This window comes from Aeromonas sp. A04 (assembly GCF_047780465.1).
Classification (GTDB): Bacteria; Pseudomonadota; Gammaproteobacteria; order Enterobacterales; family Aeromonadaceae; genus Aeromonas; species Aeromonas bestiarum.
The window spans coordinates 871342-890238 of sequence record NZ_JBLNHP010000001.1 but is presented as its reverse complement, the minus strand read 5'-3'; the positions used below and the strand labels follow the sequence as shown (position 1 = coordinate 890238).

15 protein-coding genes are annotated in these 18897 nt (G+C 60.3%); 9 read left to right on the top strand and 6 right to left on the bottom strand.

Annotated elements, in window-relative coordinates; translation table 11 throughout:
- Positions 1-236 precede the first annotated feature (236 nt).
- The 5 genes from ACM3N8_RS03945 to yciA all read left to right on the top strand — a co-directional run bounded on the left by ACM3N8_RS03945 (position 237) and on the right by yciA (position 7541).
- Positions 237-2753 (top strand): putative bifunctional diguanylate cyclase/phosphodiesterase, encoded by a 2517-nt coding sequence (locus tag ACM3N8_RS03945; RefSeq protein WP_043138511.1) that lies wholly within the window; start codon positions 237-239, stop codon positions 2751-2753.
- Positions 2754-2837: 84 nt separating this feature from the next.
- Positions 2838-4754, top strand: a complete 1917-nt coding sequence (locus ACM3N8_RS03940; RefSeq protein WP_416015475.1) for a transglycosylase SLT domain-containing protein — start codon at positions 2838-2840, stop codon at positions 4752-4754.
- 179 nt (positions 4755-4933) lie between these two features.
- Positions 4934-5932 (top strand): LacI family DNA-binding transcriptional regulator, encoded by a 999-nt coding sequence (locus tag ACM3N8_RS03935; RefSeq protein WP_043557209.1) that lies wholly within the window; start codon positions 4934-4936, stop codon positions 5930-5932.
- A 259-nt stretch (positions 5933-6191) separates the two neighbouring features.
- Positions 6192-7004, top strand: coding sequence for an SDR family oxidoreductase (locus tag ACM3N8_RS03930; protein WP_290017035.1), 813 nt, complete (start codon positions 6192-6194; stop codon positions 7002-7004).
- A 138-nt stretch (positions 7005-7142) separates the two neighbouring features.
- Positions 7143-7541 (top strand): acyl-CoA thioester hydrolase YciA, encoded by a 399-nt coding sequence (gene yciA / locus ACM3N8_RS03925; RefSeq protein ID WP_080741131.1) that lies wholly within the window; start codon positions 7143-7145, stop codon positions 7539-7541.
- A 6-nt stretch (positions 7542-7547) separates the two neighbouring features.
- Here the strand turns inward: yciA and ACM3N8_RS03920 are convergent, their stop codons facing one another.
- The gene (locus ACM3N8_RS03920) at positions 7548-7772 is read right to left on the bottom strand and encodes a hypothetical protein (protein ID WP_042872430.1); all 225 of its coding nucleotides are present in this window, start codon (positions 7770-7772) and stop codon (positions 7548-7550) included.
- 111 nt (positions 7773-7883) lie between these two features.
- Between ACM3N8_RS03920 and ACM3N8_RS03915 the strand changes: the two genes are divergently transcribed.
- Positions 7884-8729, top strand: coding sequence for an endonuclease/exonuclease/phosphatase family protein (locus ACM3N8_RS03915; RefSeq protein ID WP_042872428.1), 846 nt, complete (start codon positions 7884-7886; stop codon positions 8727-8729).
- 84 nt (positions 8730-8813) lie between these two features.
- Here ACM3N8_RS03915 and ACM3N8_RS03910 read toward each other — a convergent pair whose 3' ends face one another.
- Both ACM3N8_RS03910 and gloB read right to left on the bottom strand, forming a co-directional pair.
- The gene (locus tag ACM3N8_RS03910; protein WP_098984479.1) at positions 8814-10361 is read right to left on the bottom strand and encodes a LysM peptidoglycan-binding domain-containing protein; all 1548 of its coding nucleotides are present in this window, start codon (positions 10359-10361) and stop codon (positions 8814-8816) included.
- Positions 10362-10430: 69 nt separating this feature from the next.
- Complete coding sequence (gene gloB, locus ACM3N8_RS03905; protein ID WP_241324614.1) at positions 10431-11195, bottom strand: hydroxyacylglutathione hydrolase; 765 nt, start codon at positions 11193-11195, stop codon at positions 10431-10433.
- A 71-nt stretch (positions 11196-11266) separates the two neighbouring features.
- Here gloB and ACM3N8_RS03900 point away from each other — a divergent pair, with 71 nt between their 5' ends.
- On the top strand, positions 11267-11989 hold the full coding sequence (locus tag ACM3N8_RS03900) for a class I SAM-dependent methyltransferase (RefSeq protein WP_043138495.1): 723 nt from the start codon (positions 11267-11269) through the stop codon (positions 11987-11989).
- Positions 11990-12058: 69 nt separating this feature from the next.
- On the opposite strand, the gene rnhA is transcribed toward ACM3N8_RS03900, so the two are convergent.
- A complete protein-coding gene (gene rnhA, locus ACM3N8_RS03895; RefSeq protein WP_042872419.1) occupies positions 12059-12523 on the bottom strand; it encodes a ribonuclease HI in 465 nt (154 codons plus the stop codon).
- A 75-nt stretch (positions 12524-12598) separates the two neighbouring features.
- Between rnhA and dnaQ the strand changes: the two genes are divergently transcribed.
- Together dnaQ and ACM3N8_RS03885 are read left to right on the top strand one after the other, a co-directional pair.
- Positions 12599-13333 carry a DNA polymerase III subunit epsilon gene (gene dnaQ / locus ACM3N8_RS03890; protein WP_042034628.1) on the top strand — a complete coding sequence of 245 codons (735 nt, stop codon included), beginning with the start codon at positions 12599-12601 and terminating at the stop codon, positions 13331-13333.
- A complete protein-coding gene (locus ACM3N8_RS03885) occupies positions 13330-14586 on the top strand; it encodes a TIGR03503 family protein (RefSeq protein ID WP_098984477.1) in 1257 nt (418 codons plus the stop codon). Before dnaQ ends, ACM3N8_RS03885 begins: the two co-directional genes overlap by 4 nt.
- 81 nt (positions 14587-14667) lie before the next feature.
- Here ACM3N8_RS03885 and ACM3N8_RS03880 read toward each other — a convergent pair whose 3' ends face one another.
- Both ACM3N8_RS03880 and fadE read right to left on the bottom strand, forming a co-directional pair.
- Positions 14668-16185, bottom strand: coding sequence for an HD domain-containing phosphohydrolase (locus tag ACM3N8_RS03880; protein ID WP_378080386.1), 1518 nt, complete (start codon positions 16183-16185; stop codon positions 14668-14670).
- Between the two features lie 165 nt (positions 16186-16350).
- A complete protein-coding gene (gene fadE / locus ACM3N8_RS03875) occupies positions 16351-18807 on the bottom strand; it encodes an acyl-CoA dehydrogenase FadE (protein ID WP_290017032.1) in 2457 nt (818 codons plus the stop codon).
- Positions 18808-18897 lie beyond the last annotated feature (90 nt).

Genomic DNA, 18897 nt, shown 5'->3' with positions numbered 1-18897 from the left:
TGCGCCAAAAAGCGCTTGAGCTCCATGAAACTGGCAGGCAGTATGGGGAAACTTGGATCGTTTCTGTCCCCTCTTGGCAGCGCCGCATGTCGACCTCATGTCCGGTTTTCACCGCATAGTCTCGCCTCTTTTGCACTCCTCACGTATCGCCCTATGCCCTTAGTGCGAGAGGGGGTTGTGGGCTCTATCAAGTTGTCAGGGTAGTGAACGTGGTTGTCGTGGTGTTGGAGTAGTAGATGAAACAGCAGGCCACTCAGATGATGTGGTTTTATGATCGGCAACATGAGCAGTGGAGCCTGTCCGATCATGCCTCTTACCAGCTATGGCAAGGGGAGGGGCCACACCCCTGGGCCGGTCAGCTGGCCGTGGACGATGAACCCGGCTTCTCTGATTTTCTCTCCAGACTTTATCATTCACGCCAGCCAGCCCAGTTCATCGGTCACCTGATGGACGAGAATGGCGAGGTGCGCCATGTGCTCTGGAGCGGCCAGTACGTCTCTGCCCAGCAGGTATGCTGTGGCTGGCTGGCCCCGCTCGATACCACCCGCAGCACGCCGCTGCCCGCCGAGCTGTCCCAGCAACTGCCCCTGTTGCAAGATCCCCTGCTGGCCCAGCTGGCCCAGGCGCTCTCCGCCAGAACCGGGCTCGACTTTTTCGATACCCTGATCAACCAGCTCGCCCATATTCTGGTCGCGGATGCGGTCTGGCTGGCGGAGCGCACCAGCAGCGATCGCCTCAAGGTATTGGCCTGTCACGGGATCGACCTCAAGGAGTACGAACTCGCCGGCATGCCCTGCCAGCAGGTCTATCGGCGTGGTGAGGCCTGCGTGGTCACCATCGAGGCCGATTGCCAGCTCAATCCGCAGTTGAAAGCGGGGCAGCGTTATTACGCCCAGCCGCTGTTCGACCGACACGGTCAGATCCTGGGTCATCTGGCGCTGCTCTTCTCCAGCGAGATAGAGATCCCCAACCTGGGCTCAGTGCTGACCATTTTCTCCGTGCGTATGGTGGCCGAGCTGGAGCGATTGCAGAGCGATGCCCAGCTGCGGCTCTCAGCGGTGGCCTTCGAAACCCATGAAGGCATCATCATCACGGATCCCGACTTCAAGATATTGCGGGTCAACCATGCTTTCAGCCAGATCACCGGCTTTGACAGCCAGCGGGTGATAGGTCTGCATCTTGGCAATGATCTCTGGTCAGGGCTGGGGGGGCTGGGCTATGAGCTCAACACCCTGAGCCGCTGGCAGGGAGAGACCCTGCGCCTGCACGTCGATGGTCACATCTATCCCCAGTGGGAAATCGTCACGCCCGTGCAGGATGACAAGGGGGTGATCAGCCACTTCGTCATCTGTTTCGAAGACATCTCCGAGCGCAAGGAGGCCGAGCGCCGCATCCAGGATCTCGCCTACTACGACGAGCTGACCGGCCTGCCCAATCGCCGCCAGCTGCACGAAACCCTGGCGCAGGCATTCAGCGAGGCGAGCCGCGACAACCTGATCGGGGCCCTGCTGTTCATCGATCTGGATCACTTCAAGACCATCAACGACTCCCTGGGTCACGCCACCGGCGACTGGCTGCTCAAGGAGGTGGCCACGCGTCTCAAACGGCTGGTGCGCCAGGGGGATTGCCTGGCGAGGCTGGGTGGCGACGAATTCGTGCTGCTGCTGCCTTCCCTGTCGGCCAGTCCGCCCCAGGCGGAGATGCAGGCCGACCTCATCGCCGAGCGGCTCATCAGCGAGATCGCCGCCCCCTACACCCATGGCGGGCAGGTGCTGCACATAGGCGCTAGCGTCGGCATTACCCTCTTCCCCGGCCGTGAGCAGGGGGTGGACGATCTGCTCAAGCAGGCGGATACCGCCATGTATCAGGCCAAATCGGCGGGCCGCAAGACTAGGCGCTTCTTCGATGCCTCCATGCAGCAGCAGGCGGATCGTCGGCTGCTCATTCACAACGAGCTGCGCAATGCCTTGAGCCAGCAGGAGCTGACCCTCTACTACCAGCCGCAGCACATGGTGGAAGGGGGGGACATCATCGGCGTCGAGGCGCTGATCCGCTGGCAACCGCCGGGGCGGGCACTGGTCTCGCCCGCCGAGTTCATTCCCATCGCCGAGGAGACGGATCTCATCGTCGACATCGGCAACTGGGTGCTGCACGAGGCGTGCGCCCAATATGTGCTGTGGGAAGAGAACGGCATCCACATCCCCCAGCTGTCGGTCAATGTCAGTGCCAAGCAGTTCCATGCCACCGACTTTGTCGAGCGCATTCACGATGTGCTGGCCGCCACCGGTATGGATCCCGCCTGCCTGAATCTGGAGATCACCGAGTCCGTGGTGCTCGGCCATGCGGAAGACACCATCAGCAAGATGAGCGAGCTCAAGGTGCTCGGCATCAGTTTCGCCATCGATGATTTCGGCGCCGGCTACTCCTCCCTGAGCTACCTCAAGCGGCTGCCGGCCGATGAGCTCAAGATAGATCGCTCCTTCATCCAGGACATTCCCAAGGATGGCGACAACATGGCCATCGTCGAGGCCGTCATCGCCATGGCGCGTCACATGGGATTCAACGTGACGGCAGAGGGGGTGGAGTCACGCCAGCAGCTGGAGTTTCTGCAGGCACAGGGCTGCCATTTCTATCAGGGCTACCTGGCCTCCAAGCCGCTGCCCGTCCCCTATCTGGAGCGTTATGTCAAACGTCTTGCCCGCCCTGATGGCGCCGTTTCAGGGGCGAAAAATAGTGTGGTGAGCGAGCTGTAGCCCTGGGCGTTAACGGGTAGAATGAGGGGATACAAGACCACCGCCAGCGGGCGGTGGCATTGCCTCTCAAGGGAGAAGTCTTTCGTGAAAGCCGTGCAGGGAATCATTTTATCGGCGCTGTGCGTGCCAGGGCTGCTGGCGCAAGTCGCGGCGCAAACCACGGAGCAGTCTCTCTATCGACAGGCCTATGATGCGGTTCGTGCCGACGATCAGGCCCGTTTCCAGCAAATTCGTGCCCGTTTGACCCATTATCCGCTGCTGCCCTATCTGGATTACTACCAGCTGGCCTTCCGGCCCGGGGCGGCAGAGTATGACGACGTGACCCGTTTCATCCGACAGCACGGTGACACGCCGCAATCCAACCGGCTGGAACGCAGCTACCTCACCTATCTGGCCCAGAGCCAGCAGTGGTCCCAGTTCCTGCGCTTCTACCCGGCCAAGCCGAGTTCCACCGATCTGCTCTGCATGCACTATCAGGCGCGCTACTACACGGGGCAGCAGACGCAGGCCTTGCAGGAGGCGGGCAAGCTCTGGCTCAGTGGCCAGTCTCGTCCCGATGCCTGCACCCCCTTGTTCCAGCTCTGGCAGCAGGCCGGTTTGCGCACCCAGGAGAAAATCTGGACCCGCATGACCTTGGCGTTTGAAGCTGAGAACCCGAATCTGATCCGCCATCTCGGCGTCCAGCTTGGCAGCGGCATGCAGCCTTATGGCGATCAGATGATCGCCCTGTTCGAGCAGCCCGCCAAGGCGATGAACCCGGCCTATTTTTCCACCGCGGCCCCCTCAAAGCGACTGTTGCTGCTGGGCCTGGCCCGTTATGCCAATCAGCAGCCCGAATCCGTGCTGAGACAATTGCCCGCGATGCGTACGCGCTTCGGGCTGACCCCCACAGAGCTCAAACCGGTGGAGCGAGCCGTGGCGCGCCGTCTGCTGCTGGATCGTGCCACTGCCCAGCGCGGCTGGGTGGATGCCACAGTCGTGCGGCTGGTCGATCCGGATCTGCTGGAGCTGCGGGCCCGGCTCGCCATCTGGGAGCAGGACTGGCGCGGGCTCTCCGGCTGGGTCAAGCGCATGCCCATCGCCCTGCAGAAGGAGGATCGCTGGCGTTACTGGCTGGCCCGCTCGCTGGAGGTGCAGGGTCAGAAGAAACCGGCGCGGGATCTCTATCTGGAAACCGCCAATTTGCGCGGCTTCTACGGCTTCATGGCGGCGCAACGCAGCGGCGTACCCTATCGAATGAAGAACCAGAGTGCGGTGAAGCGGGTGCCGGACTGGCGCACCGCCAGCGCCCGTTGGCCCTTCCTGCTGCGGGTGCGTGAACTGCTCGACATGAACGAGATCACGGCGGCGCGTTCTGAGTGGATCCACAACATGGATCGCAACCCCGTGGCCCAGCGCATCGAGTTTGGCCACATCGCCCTCAATCAGGGCTGGCATGAGCTGGCGATCCTGGCCAGCATCCGGGCCGAGGCCTGGGATGCGCTCGACCTGCGCTTCCCGTTGCCGCTCAAGCGCACCTTCTCCCAGATGGCGCAGGAGCGGACCATGAACACCAGCCTGCTCTACGCCATCTCCCGCCAGGAGAGCGCCCTCTATCCGCTGGCGCAATCGCCGGTCGGGGCGCGCGGTCTGATGCAACTGATGCCGGCCACCGCCAGGGAGACCGCCAGCAAGCTGGGGGTGCCCTATCGCAACGAGCAGCAGTTGTTCGATCCCGCCATGAACATCCGCCTCGGCAGCGCCTATCTCAAGCGGCTGCTGGATGTGTATGACGGCAACCGCATCCTGGCTGCGGCGGCCTACAACGCCGGGCCTGGCCGGGTCAAACGCTGGCGCGACCAGAGTGCGGACAAGCCGATGGATGTCTGGGTCGAGAGCATCCCCTACAAGGAGACGCGCAACTATGTGCAGAACGTGTTGTCGTTCGATCTCATCTATCAGCACAAGCTGCAGCAGCCGCTGCGTTTCATGTCCGATCGCGAGCTGAGTCACGCTTATTGAGACGGCAGCCGCCCCGGCGGCTGCCAGATTCCCTTTCCTTCCCCAAAATGGTTATTATCCCATAAGGTTTTGTTACAAAAGGAAACCTGTCAGGTGATCGGGCGCCACGTCTTGGTCTGACAGGTTCGATATAATCGCTCGATCAACACAGACAGGCTTCCCCAACAAAGGAATTGATAGTGGCAACGATTAAAGACGTTTCTCGGTTGGCTAATGTGTCCATTTCAACTGTGTCGCGGGTGATCAACAACACGGCTCAGGTGGCACCAGAAAAGCGTGAGGCCGTATTGGCGGCCATGAAGGAACTGAATTTTCGTCCCAACAGTTTTGCCCAGGCACTGGTCAGCAAGCGTTCCAACTGCATCGGCGTGCTGGTGGGGGACCTGTGTGGTGGCCCCTTCTTCGCCCAGATGATGCGCGGCATCGAGACCATGGTCGACAAGGCGGACAAGTTCACCATCGTCATGTCCGGCAACCACGATGCGGTGCGCGAGCGTCACGCCATCCAGGCGCTGCTGCAGCGTCAGTGCGATGCGCTGATCCTGCACAGCAAGGCGCTGCCCGACGAGGAGCTGAGCGAGCTGGTGGCCGGCAATACCCCCATCGTCTTCATCAACCGCCAGGTGCCGGGCGCCGAGGATCGTTGTGTCTGGCTGGACAACCAGGCCGGCATCACCACCGCCTGCCAGCATCTGCTGGATGCGGGTCACCGCAAGATCGCCTTCGTGACCTCGGATGATGAAGAGTTCGTCGACGGCCAGCAGCGGATGGCGGGTTACCGTCATGCCTTGCAACGGGCGGGCATCGAGCTGGATCCCGCCTTGATTGGTCGTGCCTTCGCCGATGAGAATGGCGGTTATGTGGCCATGGGTGAGCTGCTGGAGCGGGGCGTCGAATTTACCGCCGTGCTCGGTTTCAACGATGCCATGGTGGCGGGGGCCATCTCCTGCCTGCTGGAGCGCGGCTACAAGATACCGCAGCAGATCTCTGTGGTGGGTTTCGATGACATACCCTACGCCCGCTACATCTACCCCAAGCTCACCACTGTGCGCTATCCCATCGAGGAGATGGGGGGACGGGCGGCCGAGCTGGCCCTGCGCCTGCTGGATCACAAGCCGGTCGACGGGCTGGCGCTCAAGTTCGAAGCCGAGCTGGTCAGACGGGAATCCGTCGCCTGACGAGACAGAATTGGCCCTGAATGGGCCAATTCTTCGTCGATGCGCAGCCAAAAAATTGAAAGCGTTTTCAGAAATCCTTTTCAACTGTGATCCGCTTCAAAGCTTTTTGGCCTGCCTGCCACTAGCATAGGCCCCACGAATTAGGAGCCTGCGCTCCCGATTTTCCCGCTGTGGGAGGTAACTGGTCAATCCAGCTATTTCCTTCGTTACTTTCGACGGTCATCATGGATGGCCGTTTTTTTTTGCCAGGATTTTGCCAATGACAACAGAATGTAAACAGCAGACGGGGATAGTGGGGGCGGGTTGGCTGGGGCTGCCGCTGGCGAGGGCATTGCAGGCGCAAGGCAAGGCCGTGGTGGTGACGGTCAGCTCGGCTGAGAAGGCCGCGCGCCTGACGGCCGAAGGGGTAGCGGCCTGGCCGCTGCAGTTGTCGGCCCAGCTGGACGCCTTGTCGCTGCACTGCCGCGAGCTGGTGATCTGTGTGCCACCGAGCAAGACGGAGGATTACCCGGCGGCCATCGCCCGCCTGTGCCAGCTGGCAAAGGCTGCGGGTGTGCAGCGGGTACTGTTCGTGAGCGCCACCTCGGTATGGGCGCCTGGGCAGGGGGAGGATGAGCAGCCGGCTCCTGCCCACGCCCGCGGGATGCGGATGCTGGCCGCCGAGCAGGCGGTGCTGGATGCAGGTTTTAAGTGTGCCATGGTGCTGCGTCCCGCCGGCCTGTACGGCCCGGAACGCCATCCAGGGCGTTTCCTGGCGGGCAAGACCCTGGAGGGTGGTGGCCAGGCGGTGAACCTGGTGCATCTGGATGACGTGGTGGCCGCCTGCCAGCTGATGCTGGCACAAGGCAAGGATGGCGATGCCTACAACCTGAGTGCGCCGGTCCATCCGCGCCGCGAGCAGTTTTATCCCTTTGCGGCCCGCCAGCTCGGCTTGCCGGTACCCGTCTTCATCGAGCCTGCCGGGATCTTTGCCCCGGTCGAGGGTCAGCGCATCTGTGAGCAACTCGGTTTTGCCTATCGCTGGCCCGATCCGGCCCACTGGTTTGCCGAGCTGGCCGCACAGGGCAGCTGAGCATACCGCCCGGTTCTATGGGGTGGCATGGCGGTGGGGCACAGGCGGCTCCAATGGCTTGGCACGGCGGGCAATTGAGGTTTGCCAAGGCGGGGCTCGCCCCCTATCATGCCGCCATCCATGATAGAGAGAGCGGTAATGATGGTAGATACAAGACGTCACCCCGATGGGGAGCTGTTGCTGAGAACCCTGGCAATGCCAGCCGATACCAACCCCAATGGCGACATCTTCGGGGGCTGGATCATGTCCCAGATGGATATAGGTGGGGGCATAATGGCCAAGGAGCTGGCAAAAGGACGTATTTGTACCGTTTCCGTCGAGGGCATGACCTTTCACAGCCCGGTCAAGGTAGGCGATGTGGTGTGCTGCTACGGGCGTTGCCTGAAGATTGGCCGCAGCTCCATGCGTCTTAAACTGGAGGTCTGGGTCAAGCCGGTGCTGCGTGCAAACGAAGCCCAGCGTTACTGCGTGACCGAGGGGATTTTCACCTACGTCGCTATCGACGATCAGGGCAAATCCCGCCCGGTTCCAGTCTGATCCGGCTCAGATCAGCCGGGCGTTGATGATGGATATTTCCTGCTCAAAGCCGGTTTTTTGCCGTATCATGCGTTCCAGCATCTCTTCCGAGCCGACACACTGCTCAGTGTCGAACAGGCAGAGATCGCACTGGGGATCCCGTCTGATCTGATAGACGGTGGAAAGCTCCACTTGATGACAATTTCCTTGTTGATCATAAAATGTCACGCGGTACTGGTGCTGTCTCGCCATCGTTGAATTCCTTCTGGATGCGCCGGGCCGGACACGAGTCATGAGCCTAGTCGGCTGCGATGACATTTGTGATGGTCATGACACAATGCAGAGGCAGGTGGTTGTTAGCCAATGAAAAATAGTTATCGCATTCTGGGAACGTCGCTGCTGACGTTGGGGTTGGTCGGCTGTTTCGAGGTGCCGGATCAGGATCATCTGGTGACGGCGCAGGGCATCATTCCCGGCGTCAATTGCCAGAAGCCGCCGCTGGTAGCGCTGGCGTCCACCGCCTTGCCCCGCGAGTTTGGCATCACAGTCTGGAACCTCTACAAGGGTCAGCGTAAAAACTGGCGAGAGGGGCTGGACGAGTATGCGAAATCCCAGGATCTGGTGCTGCTGCAGGAGTCGGCGACCCGTCCGGACATGCTGGCGTGGCTCAAGGCCGGTGAGTTCCAGTGGCAACAGTTGCAGGCGTTCACCCAGGGTGGCGTCTCGTTTGGCGTCATGACGGTCGCCAAAACGCCACAGGCCTTCGTCTGCGGCGTTCGTTCGCCAGAGCCTCTGCTACGCATTCCCAAGTCCGGTCTGGTCAGCCTGTACCCCTTGCAGGGCGATCCTGACGGTGTGCTGGTGGTGAACCTGCATGCGGTCAACTTCGAACTGGGCATGGCTACCTTCCGCGAGCAGCTCAATGATCTGACCGCCCTCATCCATCGCCATCAGGGGCCTGTCATTCTGGCGGGGGATTTCAACACCTGGAGCGACAAGCGCGAATTCTGGCTGAACAAGCTGGTGGGCGAGCTAGGGCTGCAGGAAGCCATTCCGGTGCCGGATCTGCGCCGTACCGCATTTGGCCGTCCGCTGGATCACCTCTACTACCGCAATCTGGACCTGGTGGAAGTGAGCAGCCCGGCGACCGACGCATCGGATCACAATCCCATCATGGCGCGCTTCGCGGCCCAGGCCATCACTCCCTGATGGCCCGCGGCTGCACCAGCAGTCGGCATCGATAAAAAAACACCCCGCACTTGGCGGGGTGTTTTTTTATGAAGTGACGGCGGCTCAGCTGTTGTTCTTCACGAACAGGGTCAGTTCCTGACCCGGCTTGAGGTAGTCGCTCTTGCCGAGCTGATTCCAGCGCATCACATCCATCACGGCGACCTGAAAGCGGGCGGCGATGGAGGAGAGGGAGTCACCCCGACGAACCTGATAGACCATGGACTTGTTGCTGCTCTTGCCCTGCTTGGGCCAGACCACCAGTTTCATGCCGGGTTTCAGGGCCGACTTGGCGTTAAGACCGTTCCACTTGGCCAGCTGATCATGGGTCACCCCGTGTGCCTGGCTGATGCTCCAGAGATTGTCACCGGAACGCACCTTGTACTGGATCTTGCTGCCGCTGCGACTGGCAATCTGCTGCGACTTGCTCTGGGCTGCCTGACTGCTGACCTGTTTGCTGCCACCGGTCGGGATCATCAGGGTCTGGCCACGGCGCAGGTTGTTGCCACGCAGATTGTTGGCCAGCTTGAGCTGTTGCACGCTCACCCCGTGATTTTGGGCGATGCGGGAGAGGGTATCGCCACTGGTGACCTGATAGGAGCGGGTGCGGATGCGCTCGCTCTGGGGCAGATCGGCCAGGGCCAGTTCCAGGGTATCGGCATATTCGACCGGTACCAGCAGGCGATAGGGGCCCTGAGGCGAGGTCGACCAGCGGCTCAGGGCCGGATTGACCTCTTTCAACTGGGCCGGGCGCAGACCCGCCAGCTGGGCAGCCACGTTCAAATCGATCTGACCCCCGGTGTTGACCACCCGCAGCTGCGGTTTGTTGGCCAGTACCGGCAGGGTGACATTGTATTTGTCCGCGTTGCGGATCATGTCAGCCATGGCCAGGATCTTGGGCACATACATCCGGGTCTCACGGGGCAGATCGAGGGACCAGTAGTCGGTTGGACGACCGGCCTTCTGATTACGGACTATGGCATTGCGCACGCGCCCTTCACCGGCATTGTAGGCGGCCAGCGTTTGCAGCCAGTCACCATCAAAGAAGCGGTTCAGGTACTCCAGATAATCCAGCGCGGCATTGGTGGAAGCCAATACATCGCGGCGGCCGTCATACCAGCTGTCGTGGCGCAGGCCGAAGTTCTTGCCGGTCGCAGGGACGAATTGCCACAGACCGACTGCATTGCTGCGGGAGCGGGCGTGGGGATCGAACATGCTCTCGATCATGGGGATGGTAATAAGCTCCATTGGCAGCTCACGCCGTTCGATTTCCTCTACCATCAGATACAGGTAGGGCTCAGCCCGGCTGGCAATGGTCGCCAGATGCTTATCATTGCGTAGTAACCAATCGCGCTGCTGGCGGACACGGTCGTTCTCCTGCGGATCAAACTGCATATCATCGCTGATACGCACCCACAGGTTCTCGGTGTCATCCAGTTCGTCTATCTGTTCGTCACCAAACAGGAAGCGCGCAGAATGTTTTTTATACGCTTTTTTGTTGACTTGGGGGGACTTGATCGGCTCGATTGCCGTTAGCGCCCGGTCATCCTGATGGCTCAGGTTTTGGCAGCCGCTGAGAAACAGCGCCGCCAATAAGGCCGTTCGTACCTTCATCTCGCTCAGGTCATCTCTTGAAAAACAGCTGGCATCATAAGGGGCAATGGCCCCCTGATCAAGGTTTGTTCAAAAAACGTCCTTCCAGCTGCGTAGCACGGCGAAGGTATCCTCTGGATTTTCCAAGCATTTTAAGGCGTGTTTCTCAGCAGAAAATTTCACGGAATCCTGTTCGCAGCGCAGAAAAACGTTGAACTCACGCTCATCACCCAGCCGGGAGGGGAGACTCGGCAGGCCCTGCTGGCGCAGTTTGCTGATCAGCCCGATCCGCTGCTGGATCGCTCTGTTGTCGGGCTCGACCGCGTAGGCGAAACGCAGGTTGGAGAGGGTGTACTCATGGGCACAATAGATGAGGGTGTCGTCGGGCAGGGCGGCGAGCCGTTGCAGCGAGTCATGCATCTGGGCCGGGGTCCCTTCGAACAGGCGACCACAACCGGCGGAGAAGAGGGTATCACCACAGAACAGCATGCCATGGCCGTGGTAGGCGATGTGGCCACGGGTATGGCCTGGCACGTGGATGACATCCAGGCTCAGGCCATGCCAGTTGATCTGATCCCCGTCATCGAGCCACTGACCGTGGTGATCAGGCATGGGATCATGTTTGGGGCCATAGAGTCTTGCATGGGGGAAGTGAGTGAGCAGGGCGGTGACGCCGCCCACATGATCCTGGTGGTGGTGAGTCAGCAGGATGGCGTCGAGTTGCAGCTCCAGCACCGCCAGCCGCTCCAGCACGGGGGCCGCATCGCCAGGGTCGACCACCAGACAGTGATTTTCGTGTCGGATCAACCAGATGTAGTTGTCGTTAAAGGCTGGAACTGTGATCACTGGATACATGAGTCTGCTTCTCTTTATGGAGGGTATCTTATATAACTGGATGGCGTTCGAACCCCAAGTTGAGCCCTATTATGCAGTTGGCACGTACCGAACAACAAATCGAGATCCCGACCAGCTGGTCGGCGTTACCCATGGGGGACTGGGTGGCGGCCGAGATCCAGGAGCGGCTCGACAGCTGGTGCCCACATCTGTTTGGTTATCATCTGCTTAAAGTCGGCGCCCTGAGCGCCGAGCTCTCCTGTGGCTGCTCTTCCATCCGCCACCAGATAGGGGTGGCGACCAGTGGTCGGCTGCTGGATATCCAGGGCGATCCACTGGCCTTGCCGGTACGAACCGGCAGCGTGGATGCCTGTCTGCTCGCCCATTGTCTCGATTTCTCGCCCGATCCCCATCAGGTGCTGCGTGAAGCCGAACGTGTGTTGACCGACGATGGCTGGCTCATCGTCAGCGGCTATAACCCGCTCAGTCTGGTCGGTATCGGTCATTGTCTGCCTTTCCTGCGTCAACATCTGCCCTGGTCGGCTCGCATGTTCACCCCGGCGCGGGTCACCGACTGGTTGCAACTGCTCGGTTGCGAGGTGATGTTTGATGAGCGCTTCGGCTATTCGTTCATGAGCAAGCAGAGCCGGATCGGCTGGTGGCGGGAGAGTGTGGGGCGGGATTACTTCAGACCCTTTGCATCTGTCTATGTGATAGCGGCGCGCAAGCGGCGTTTTCCACTCATCCCGGTGCGCCGTCGCTGGCGTTTGCCTGAGTCGATAGCGGCACCGGGCATGGCGCGTCAGGGCTGGTAACCCATATCCTAGACGAACAACTCGCGACCGCTCTGGTCAAAGACGCTCGTCACCCTTTGACAGGTGGGATCAGGGTTGATAGCCGGTGTCTTCGGCGAGCTGCTTGCCACTGGCGGCATCGCGCGCCAGCTCATCGCAGCGTTCATTCTCGGGGTGACCCGAGTGCCCCTTGACCCAGAGCCACTCGATCTGATGGCGGGCCACTTCCGCATCCAGTTCCTTCCAGAGATCGACGTTCTTGACCGGCTGGCGGTTTGAGGTCATCCATCCTTTCTTCTTCCAGCCGATGATCCACTGGGTGATCCCCTGGCGCACATACTGGCTGTCGGTGGTGAGCCGTACCTGACAGGCCGCATTGAGGGTGCGCAGCCCCATGATGGCGGCCATCAGCTCCATCCGGTTATTGGTGGTCAGCCGAAAACCACCGGAAATCTCCTTGCGGTGATCGCCATAGACCAGGACGGCGCCATAGCCACCCGGGCCAGGATTGCCTAGGCAGGAACCATCCGTGTATAAATCAATGTGTTTTAACATGAGCAATCGATCTTTTTTAGCATGAGTCTTGGGGTAAACTAGCGGGTAAGGCCGAAGTTTGACATAGATTGGATCATGAACACACCCCAACTGAATCGCCAGATCATTCTGGATACTGAAACCACAGGTATGAACACAGCCGGTGGCCCCATCTATCTGGGACACCGCATCATAGAGATCGGCTGTGTGGAGGTGATCAACCGCAAGCTGACCGGCAATCACTACCACGTCTATATCAAGCCGGATCGGCTGGTGGATCCCGAGGCCATCCAGGTGCACGGCATCACGGATGCCTTCCTGGTCGACAAGCCCCCGTTCAGCCAGATCGCCAACGACTTCATCGAGTTCATCCGTGGCGCCGAGCTTATCGCCCACAACGCGCCTTTTGACGTGAGCTTCATGGACTACGAGTTCGGCAAGCTCGGACTCAACTTCAAGACCAAGGATATCTGCAGCATCACAGATACCCTGGCGATGGCGAGGGATCTCTTCCCGGGCAAACGCAACAACCTGGATGTGCTGTGCGATCGCTATGGCATAGACAACTCCCACCGGACCTTGCACGGGGCTTTGCTCGATGCGGAGATCCTGGCCGACGTTTACCTGCTGATGACGGGTGGCCAGACCAAGCTGAACCTGGCCACCGAAAGCCAGGAGAACGAGCGCAATCAGGACACCAGCATCCGTCGACTGGAGAGCAACCGTCCGCCACTCAAGGTCGTGCGTGCCGGCGCCGACATCGAAGCCGTGCACGAGGCGAGGCTGGATCTGGTCCAGAAGAAAGGAGGAGCCTGCTTGTGGCGGCAATGAGCAAGCTATGGAGCGGTCTGCTGCTGCTGACCTCGCTGACGGCCGGGGCCAACGAGGTGTTTGCCCCCTCCGACATTCCCCTGCTCGATAATCGCTTTCGCATCGATTACGGGGTGAAGGAGATCACCTTCATAGTGACGCGCAAGCCGGGCACCCCTTCGGTGATCCTGGTGCGGCCCGATGGCAGCAAGTTGTATGTCGGCAAGGTGACGCCGCCCGAGGTGGGCTGGCTGGCGCTCAAGGATCAGGATCTCATCACCATCCGTGATCCCATGCCGGGTCCCTGGCAGGCCATAGGTGAGGTGGATCCTGAAAACAGGGTGCGCATCCTGTCGAACATCAAACTGGAAACCGATCTGCTGCCGACCCAGCTCTATCAGGGGGAAATCGTCAAGCTCAAGTCCTGGTTGCTGATCGACGATGCCCCGCCCAAGGAGGGTTACTACCTCACGGATCTCGGCATGACGGTGAAGCTGCAGCGCTTCAATGATGCCAAGCAGCAGGGCGAGCCCATTCTGGATGAGGTGCTCGGCCACTATCGCGATGATGGCAAGGGGCTCGACGAGGTGCCGGGTGATGGCATCATGACCGCCAAGGCGGTGCTGGATGTCCCGGCCGGCAAATACAGAGCGCTCTACAGCACCGGCAATCAGGTCTTCTCGCGCGCCCGCTATCAGGATGTGCTGATCTATCCGCTACCGGTCGGTTATACCCTGGCGGCGCCGTCGAAAGAGTACGGTGCCCGGCTCTCCTTCCTGATTGACGGCGATGAGCTGGATCCCGCCTCGGTGATCATCAAGGGCAAGGCAACCAATACCGTAGGGGCCAGCATGGCGTTCAGCGCGGTGGCGACCGAACCCAGGGTGGAGGTCGATCTCTCCGTCATCAAGGAGGTGGGCCAGTATGACGTGACCGCCACCCTGTTCGGGACCACCCGCCTGGGCCGCGAGATCCAGGTCACTCTGCCGGTCAAGTCATTCAACATCTTCCCCGTGCTGGCGGCGCCCCCTTCGGCCGCGTCCGCGGCTTCGGCAGCCGTACCCGACCAGGTGAAATTTGAGGAGAAAGAGAGCAGCGGCTGGCTGCTCTGGTTGCTGGGCGGCGTCGGTATCCTAGTGACTCTGCTCGGCGGGGTTGGGTTCATCCTGTTGCAAAAACGCCGGGCATTGCAAAAGGCGATGGCTGCGCAGAAGGCAGAGAATGAGGGGGCCAAATCCGAGGCCAAGCTGGACTTGAACCTGCCCGAGCAGTAAGAGTCTGCCCTGAATGAAAAAGCCGCCCTGTTGAGGCGGCTTTTTCATGTGTAGCGGTTGGCCAGTCGGGGTGAGGGAGGATCAGTGATCCCCGACGTAGATATCCTTGTGCTGATCGCGGATCTCGAGGAACTTGTCCAGATTGGCCAGCATCAGCTCCACCAGCCGGGGATCGAAGTGCTGTCCCTTCTCCTCTTCAATCAGCGCCAGTACCTTGTCCAATGGCCACGCCTTCTTGTAGCAGCGATCCGAGCCCAGGGCATCGAACACGTCGGCCAGCGCTACCACTCGCCCTTCGAGCGGTATTGAATCGCCCTTGAGGCCGCGGGGATAGCCGCTGCCATTCCATTTCTCATGGTGGTTGCCGGCTATGGTGGCGCCTATCTGGAACAGCGCCAGATCGCTGCCGGAGAGCATGTCCTGCCCCAGCTGGGCGTGGGTCTTCATGATCTCCCACTCTTCCGGGGTCAGCTTGCCCGGCTTGTGGAGGATGGCATCCGGGATCCCCACCTTGCCGATGTCGTGCAGGGGAGAGGCGCGCTTGATGAGCTCGCTCTGTTCTTCGCTCATGCCGAGCAACTGGCAGAACAGCTCTGTGTAGAGGGCGACCCGCTTGACGTGCAGGCCAGACTCCTTGGATCGGGTCTCCACCAGCTCACCGATGCGGTAGATGATCTCGCGCTGGTTGTCGGCGATGACCTCGTTGAGCCGGATATTTTCCAGCGCCACTATGATGTTTTCGGTAAACAGGCTCAGCAGGCCCGTGTCCATCTGGCTGAGATGGCGGGTCGTCTCGATATGAAACAGCAGGTGATGACGGGGATTCTGGCAGTAGAGCACCATCTGGTTGCCGTCATAGACGTTGGTGCGATTGGCCATGGCCTGGCGCAAGATCAGGGGGGCATCGACCAGCCGCACGGACGGATGGCCAGGCAGCAGGGGCTCCAGGATCTGATCCCGCACCTCGTAGGCAAACTGCTTTACATCATAGATCTGGGACTCTTCCAGATTGAGCAGGGCACCGAGCTGCTCCTGAGCTCCTTCGACAAACTGGCGCAGCGCCCGTTTCTCGAAGATCCCCTTGGAGGCCTCGATGACCTTCTCAAGCCCCTGGCGATTGCTCTCCAGAGTACGAATATCGCGGTATGAACGCAGGCTGGCCCGCAGCAGGGTCCTCAGCTTCTGGGAGGTAAGTTCTGTCTTGTCCTTGTAATCGTTGATGTCGTAGTTGGTGACCACATCATCTTCCGGCGCCTGACCCGGTTGTCCGGTCCGCAGCACTATGCGCACCATCTTGTTCTGCAGATCCTCGCGTACGAACTTGACTACATCGAGACCGGCGTGATCGACTTCCATGACGACGTCGAGCAGCAACAAGGCTACATCCGGGGTCTTGGCGAGCAACTCCTTGGCCTGCGCGGCTGAATAAGCATGCAAAAATTCAATGGGTTTGTTATCGAATTCAAACTTGCTCAGGGTGATCTTGGTGATGCGATGCACTTCGGGTTCATCGTCCACAATCATCACCTTCCATCCAGCCTGCTGGTTATCGAGAAGGGGCAGATCGTCATCGTCAATAATCAGGATTTGGTCATCCATCATGCAATCCTGTTTGGGATCCTGTGCTTACATTAACTGCTTCACTAAGGATAGGAAACTTATTGGGAAATAAAATTTGATCTGTGAAATCTCTTTGTTGTCATCGTGATCCAGGCCCATAAAAAACGCCTCCACATGGGAGGCGTTTGACTATTTTCCTGTGGGTCAGGCTGCTCTGTGATAGGCCGATGGCTCGAACAGGGCCTTGTTGGCAACCAGGTCGATGGGGTCAAAATCATCGACGTTGATGGTGCGCAGGCGGCTCTCTTCGGCACGGCGCAGCAAGTCAGCCTCGGTCTGGTTGAGCACTCCCAGTGCCAGACCTGCATCCGCCACCTTGTTCAGCTGCATAAACGGACGCTTGATACCGTCAGCCTTGCATACTTTCTCAAACAGCGGTTCGGCAGAGAGCACGTCATCGAGTGCCTGTTCCAGCAGACCGAAGGGGTTGCCCTCTTCGCGGGTCAGATACTGGCCCATGGCCAGACGGCTGCGAGTCTCGCTCGGCGTCTGCAGCAGACGGGCAACCTGGCTGTCCAGCTTGTCGCTCGGGCGCTTCATGTCACGGCCAAGGGGCAGCACTATGACGCGCAGGGCCAAGCCAATCCAGCGGTTCGGGAAGTTGCGCAGCAGCTCGTCGATCGCCTCTTGCGCCTTGAACATGGCATCCTGCAGCGCCCAGTGCAGCAGCGGCAGATCCGCCTGCTGACGACCCTCATCCTGATAACGCTTGAGGGCACTCGAAGCCAGATAGAGCTGACTCAGCACATCGCCCAGGCGGGCGGAGACCCGCTCCTTGCGCTTGAGCTCGCCGCCCAGGGTGCCCATCGCCATGTCTGACAGGAAGGCCAGGTTGGCAGAGAGGCGGGAGAGTTGCTGGTAGTAGCCCTTGGTCTGATCCTTGAACGGTGCGGGCGCAAGGCGGGCACCGGTCAGGCCCAGCCAGAAGCTGCGCACCAGATTGCTGATGGTAAAACCGACGTGACTGAACATCGCCTTGTCAAAATCCTTCAGCGCCTGATCCTTGTCAGGGTGGCTGGCGGCCAGCATCTCCGGCAACACATAAGGGTGGCAGCGGATGGCGCCCTGACCGTAGATGATCATGCTGCGGGTCAGGATGTTGGCACCCTCTACCGTGACGGCGATGGGCGCACCCTGATAGCCACGGGCCAGATAGTTGTTGGGGCCCATGCAGATGGCCTTGCCGCCGTGGATGTCCATGGCATCTATGATGCACTTCTGGGCACGGTCGGTGAGGTGGTATTTGACGATGGCGGAGATGACCGAGGGTTTTTCCCCCAGATCGATGCCGGTCACCGTCAGGTTGGCGGCGGCGCCCATGATGTAGGCGTTGCCACCGAGACGGGCCAGCGGCTCTTCAATGCCTTCCATCTTGCCGATGGGAAGCTTGAACTGGCGACGGATGCGGCTGTAGGCGCCGGTCGCCAGGGCCAGCATCTTGACGCCGCCCGTGCTGTTGGAAGGCAGCGTGATGCCGCGACCAACCGAGAGGCATTCGACCAGCATGCGCCAGCCCTGACCGGCCATGGCCGGGCCGCCTATGATGAAATCGAGCGGTACGAACACATTGTCGCCACGGGTCGGGCCATTCTGGAACGGCACGTTGAGCGGGAAGTGGCGGCGACCGATCTCGACCCCCTTGATGTGGGTCGGGATCAGGGCACAGGTGATCCCCAGCTCCTCGTCTTCACCCAGCAGGTGATCCGGGTCGCGCAGCTTGAAGGCCAGGCCCAGTACGGTGGCGATGGGTGCGAGCGTGATGTAGCGCTTGTTCCAGGTCAGCCGCATGCCGAGCACCTCTTCCCCTTCCCATTCACCCTTGCAGATGATGCCGAAGTCGGGGATGGAGCCGGCGTCTGAACCCGCTTCCGGGCTGGTCAGTGCGAAGCAGGGGATCTCCTTGCCGATTGCCAGACGGGGCAGGTAGTGGTCTTTCTGCTCATCGGTGCCGTAGTGCTGCAGCAGCTCACCCGGGCCGAGGGAGTTGGGCACGCCCACGGTGGAGGCCAGCACGGCGCTGGCGCCACACAGTTTTTGCAGTACGCAGGACTGGGCATAGGCGGAGAATTCCAGACCACCGTATTTCTTCTTGATGATCATGGCGAAGAACTTGTTGTCCTTCAGGTATTGCCACACCTCAGGGGAGAGATCGGCCCGCTCGTGGGTCACTTCCCAGTCGTTGACCATGCGGCAGACTTCTTCAACCGGACCGTCCATGAAGGCTTGCTCTTCGGCTGACAGCACGCTGACAGGGATGGCGTGCAGCTTCTTCCAGTTCGGGTTGCCGGCAAACAGATCGGCTTCCCACCAGGTGGTGCCCGCTTCGATGGCTTCCTTCTCGGTGCGGGACATCTCCGGCATGATGGACTTGTAGAGCTTGAACAGCGGCTTGGTCAGCTGATTGCGGCGAAAATCCACCAGATTGAGGGGGATGGCAATCACGGCGAACAGTGCCCACACCAGCAGGGGGACATGGCCATAGAATGTGCCGGCGACCAGGGCGGCGGCCGTGGCAAGCGTGGATGTGAACAGAGACGCCCGGCGATAAGCCATGGCGCCGATCACCAGGATCACCCCGAGCAGAGTGAGGGTCGTCGTCATTTTTCGCTCCTTGCATGAGTTGCCGAAGTTGGGTGAAAAGTGGGTTGGCTGATCCAGAGGTCTGACCTGTTGGATATGGCCCCTGTTGTA

Excerpts from the sequence above, each read along its gene's own strand:
- ACM3N8_RS03945 (WP_043138511.1), top strand. The coding sequence starts at position 237 with ATGAAACAGCAGGCCACTCAGATGATGTGGTTTTATGATCGGCAACAT.
- ACM3N8_RS03930 (WP_290017035.1), top strand. The coding sequence starts at position 6,192 with ATGACAACAGAATGTAAACAGCAGACGGGGATAGTGGGGGCGGGTTGG.
- yciA (WP_080741131.1), top strand. The coding sequence starts at position 7,143 with ATGATGGTAGATACAAGACGTCACCCCGATGGGGAGCTGTTGCTGAGA.
- ACM3N8_RS03920 (WP_042872430.1), bottom strand. The coding sequence starts at position 7,772 with ATGGCGAGACAGCACCAGTACCGCGTGACATTTTATGATCAACAAGGA.
- ACM3N8_RS03915 (WP_042872428.1), top strand. The coding sequence starts at position 7,884 with ATGAAAAATAGTTATCGCATTCTGGGAACGTCGCTGCTGACGTTGGGG.
- ACM3N8_RS03910 (WP_098984479.1), bottom strand. The coding sequence starts at position 10,361 with ATGAAGGTACGAACGGCCTTATTGGCGGCGCTGTTTCTCAGCGGCTGC.
- gloB (WP_241324614.1), bottom strand. The coding sequence starts at position 11,195 with ATGTATCCAGTGATCACAGTTCCAGCCTTTAACGACAACTACATCTGG.
- ACM3N8_RS03900 (WP_043138495.1), top strand. The coding sequence starts at position 11,267 with ATGCAGTTGGCACGTACCGAACAACAAATCGAGATCCCGACCAGCTGG.
- rnhA (WP_042872419.1), bottom strand. The coding sequence starts at position 12,523 with ATGTTAAAACACATTGATTTATACACGGATGGTTCCTGCCTAGGCAAT.
- dnaQ (WP_042034628.1), top strand. The coding sequence starts at position 12,599 with ATGAACACACCCCAACTGAATCGCCAGATCATTCTGGATACTGAAACC.
- ACM3N8_RS03885 (WP_098984477.1), top strand. The coding sequence starts at position 13,330 with ATGAGCAAGCTATGGAGCGGTCTGCTGCTGCTGACCTCGCTGACGGCC.
- ACM3N8_RS03880 (WP_378080386.1), bottom strand. The coding sequence starts at position 16,185 with ATGGATGACCAAATCCTGATTATTGACGATGACGATCTGCCCCTTCTC.
- fadE (WP_290017032.1), bottom strand. The coding sequence starts at position 18,807 with ATGACGACGACCCTCACTCTGCTCGGGGTGATCCTGGTGATCGGCGCC.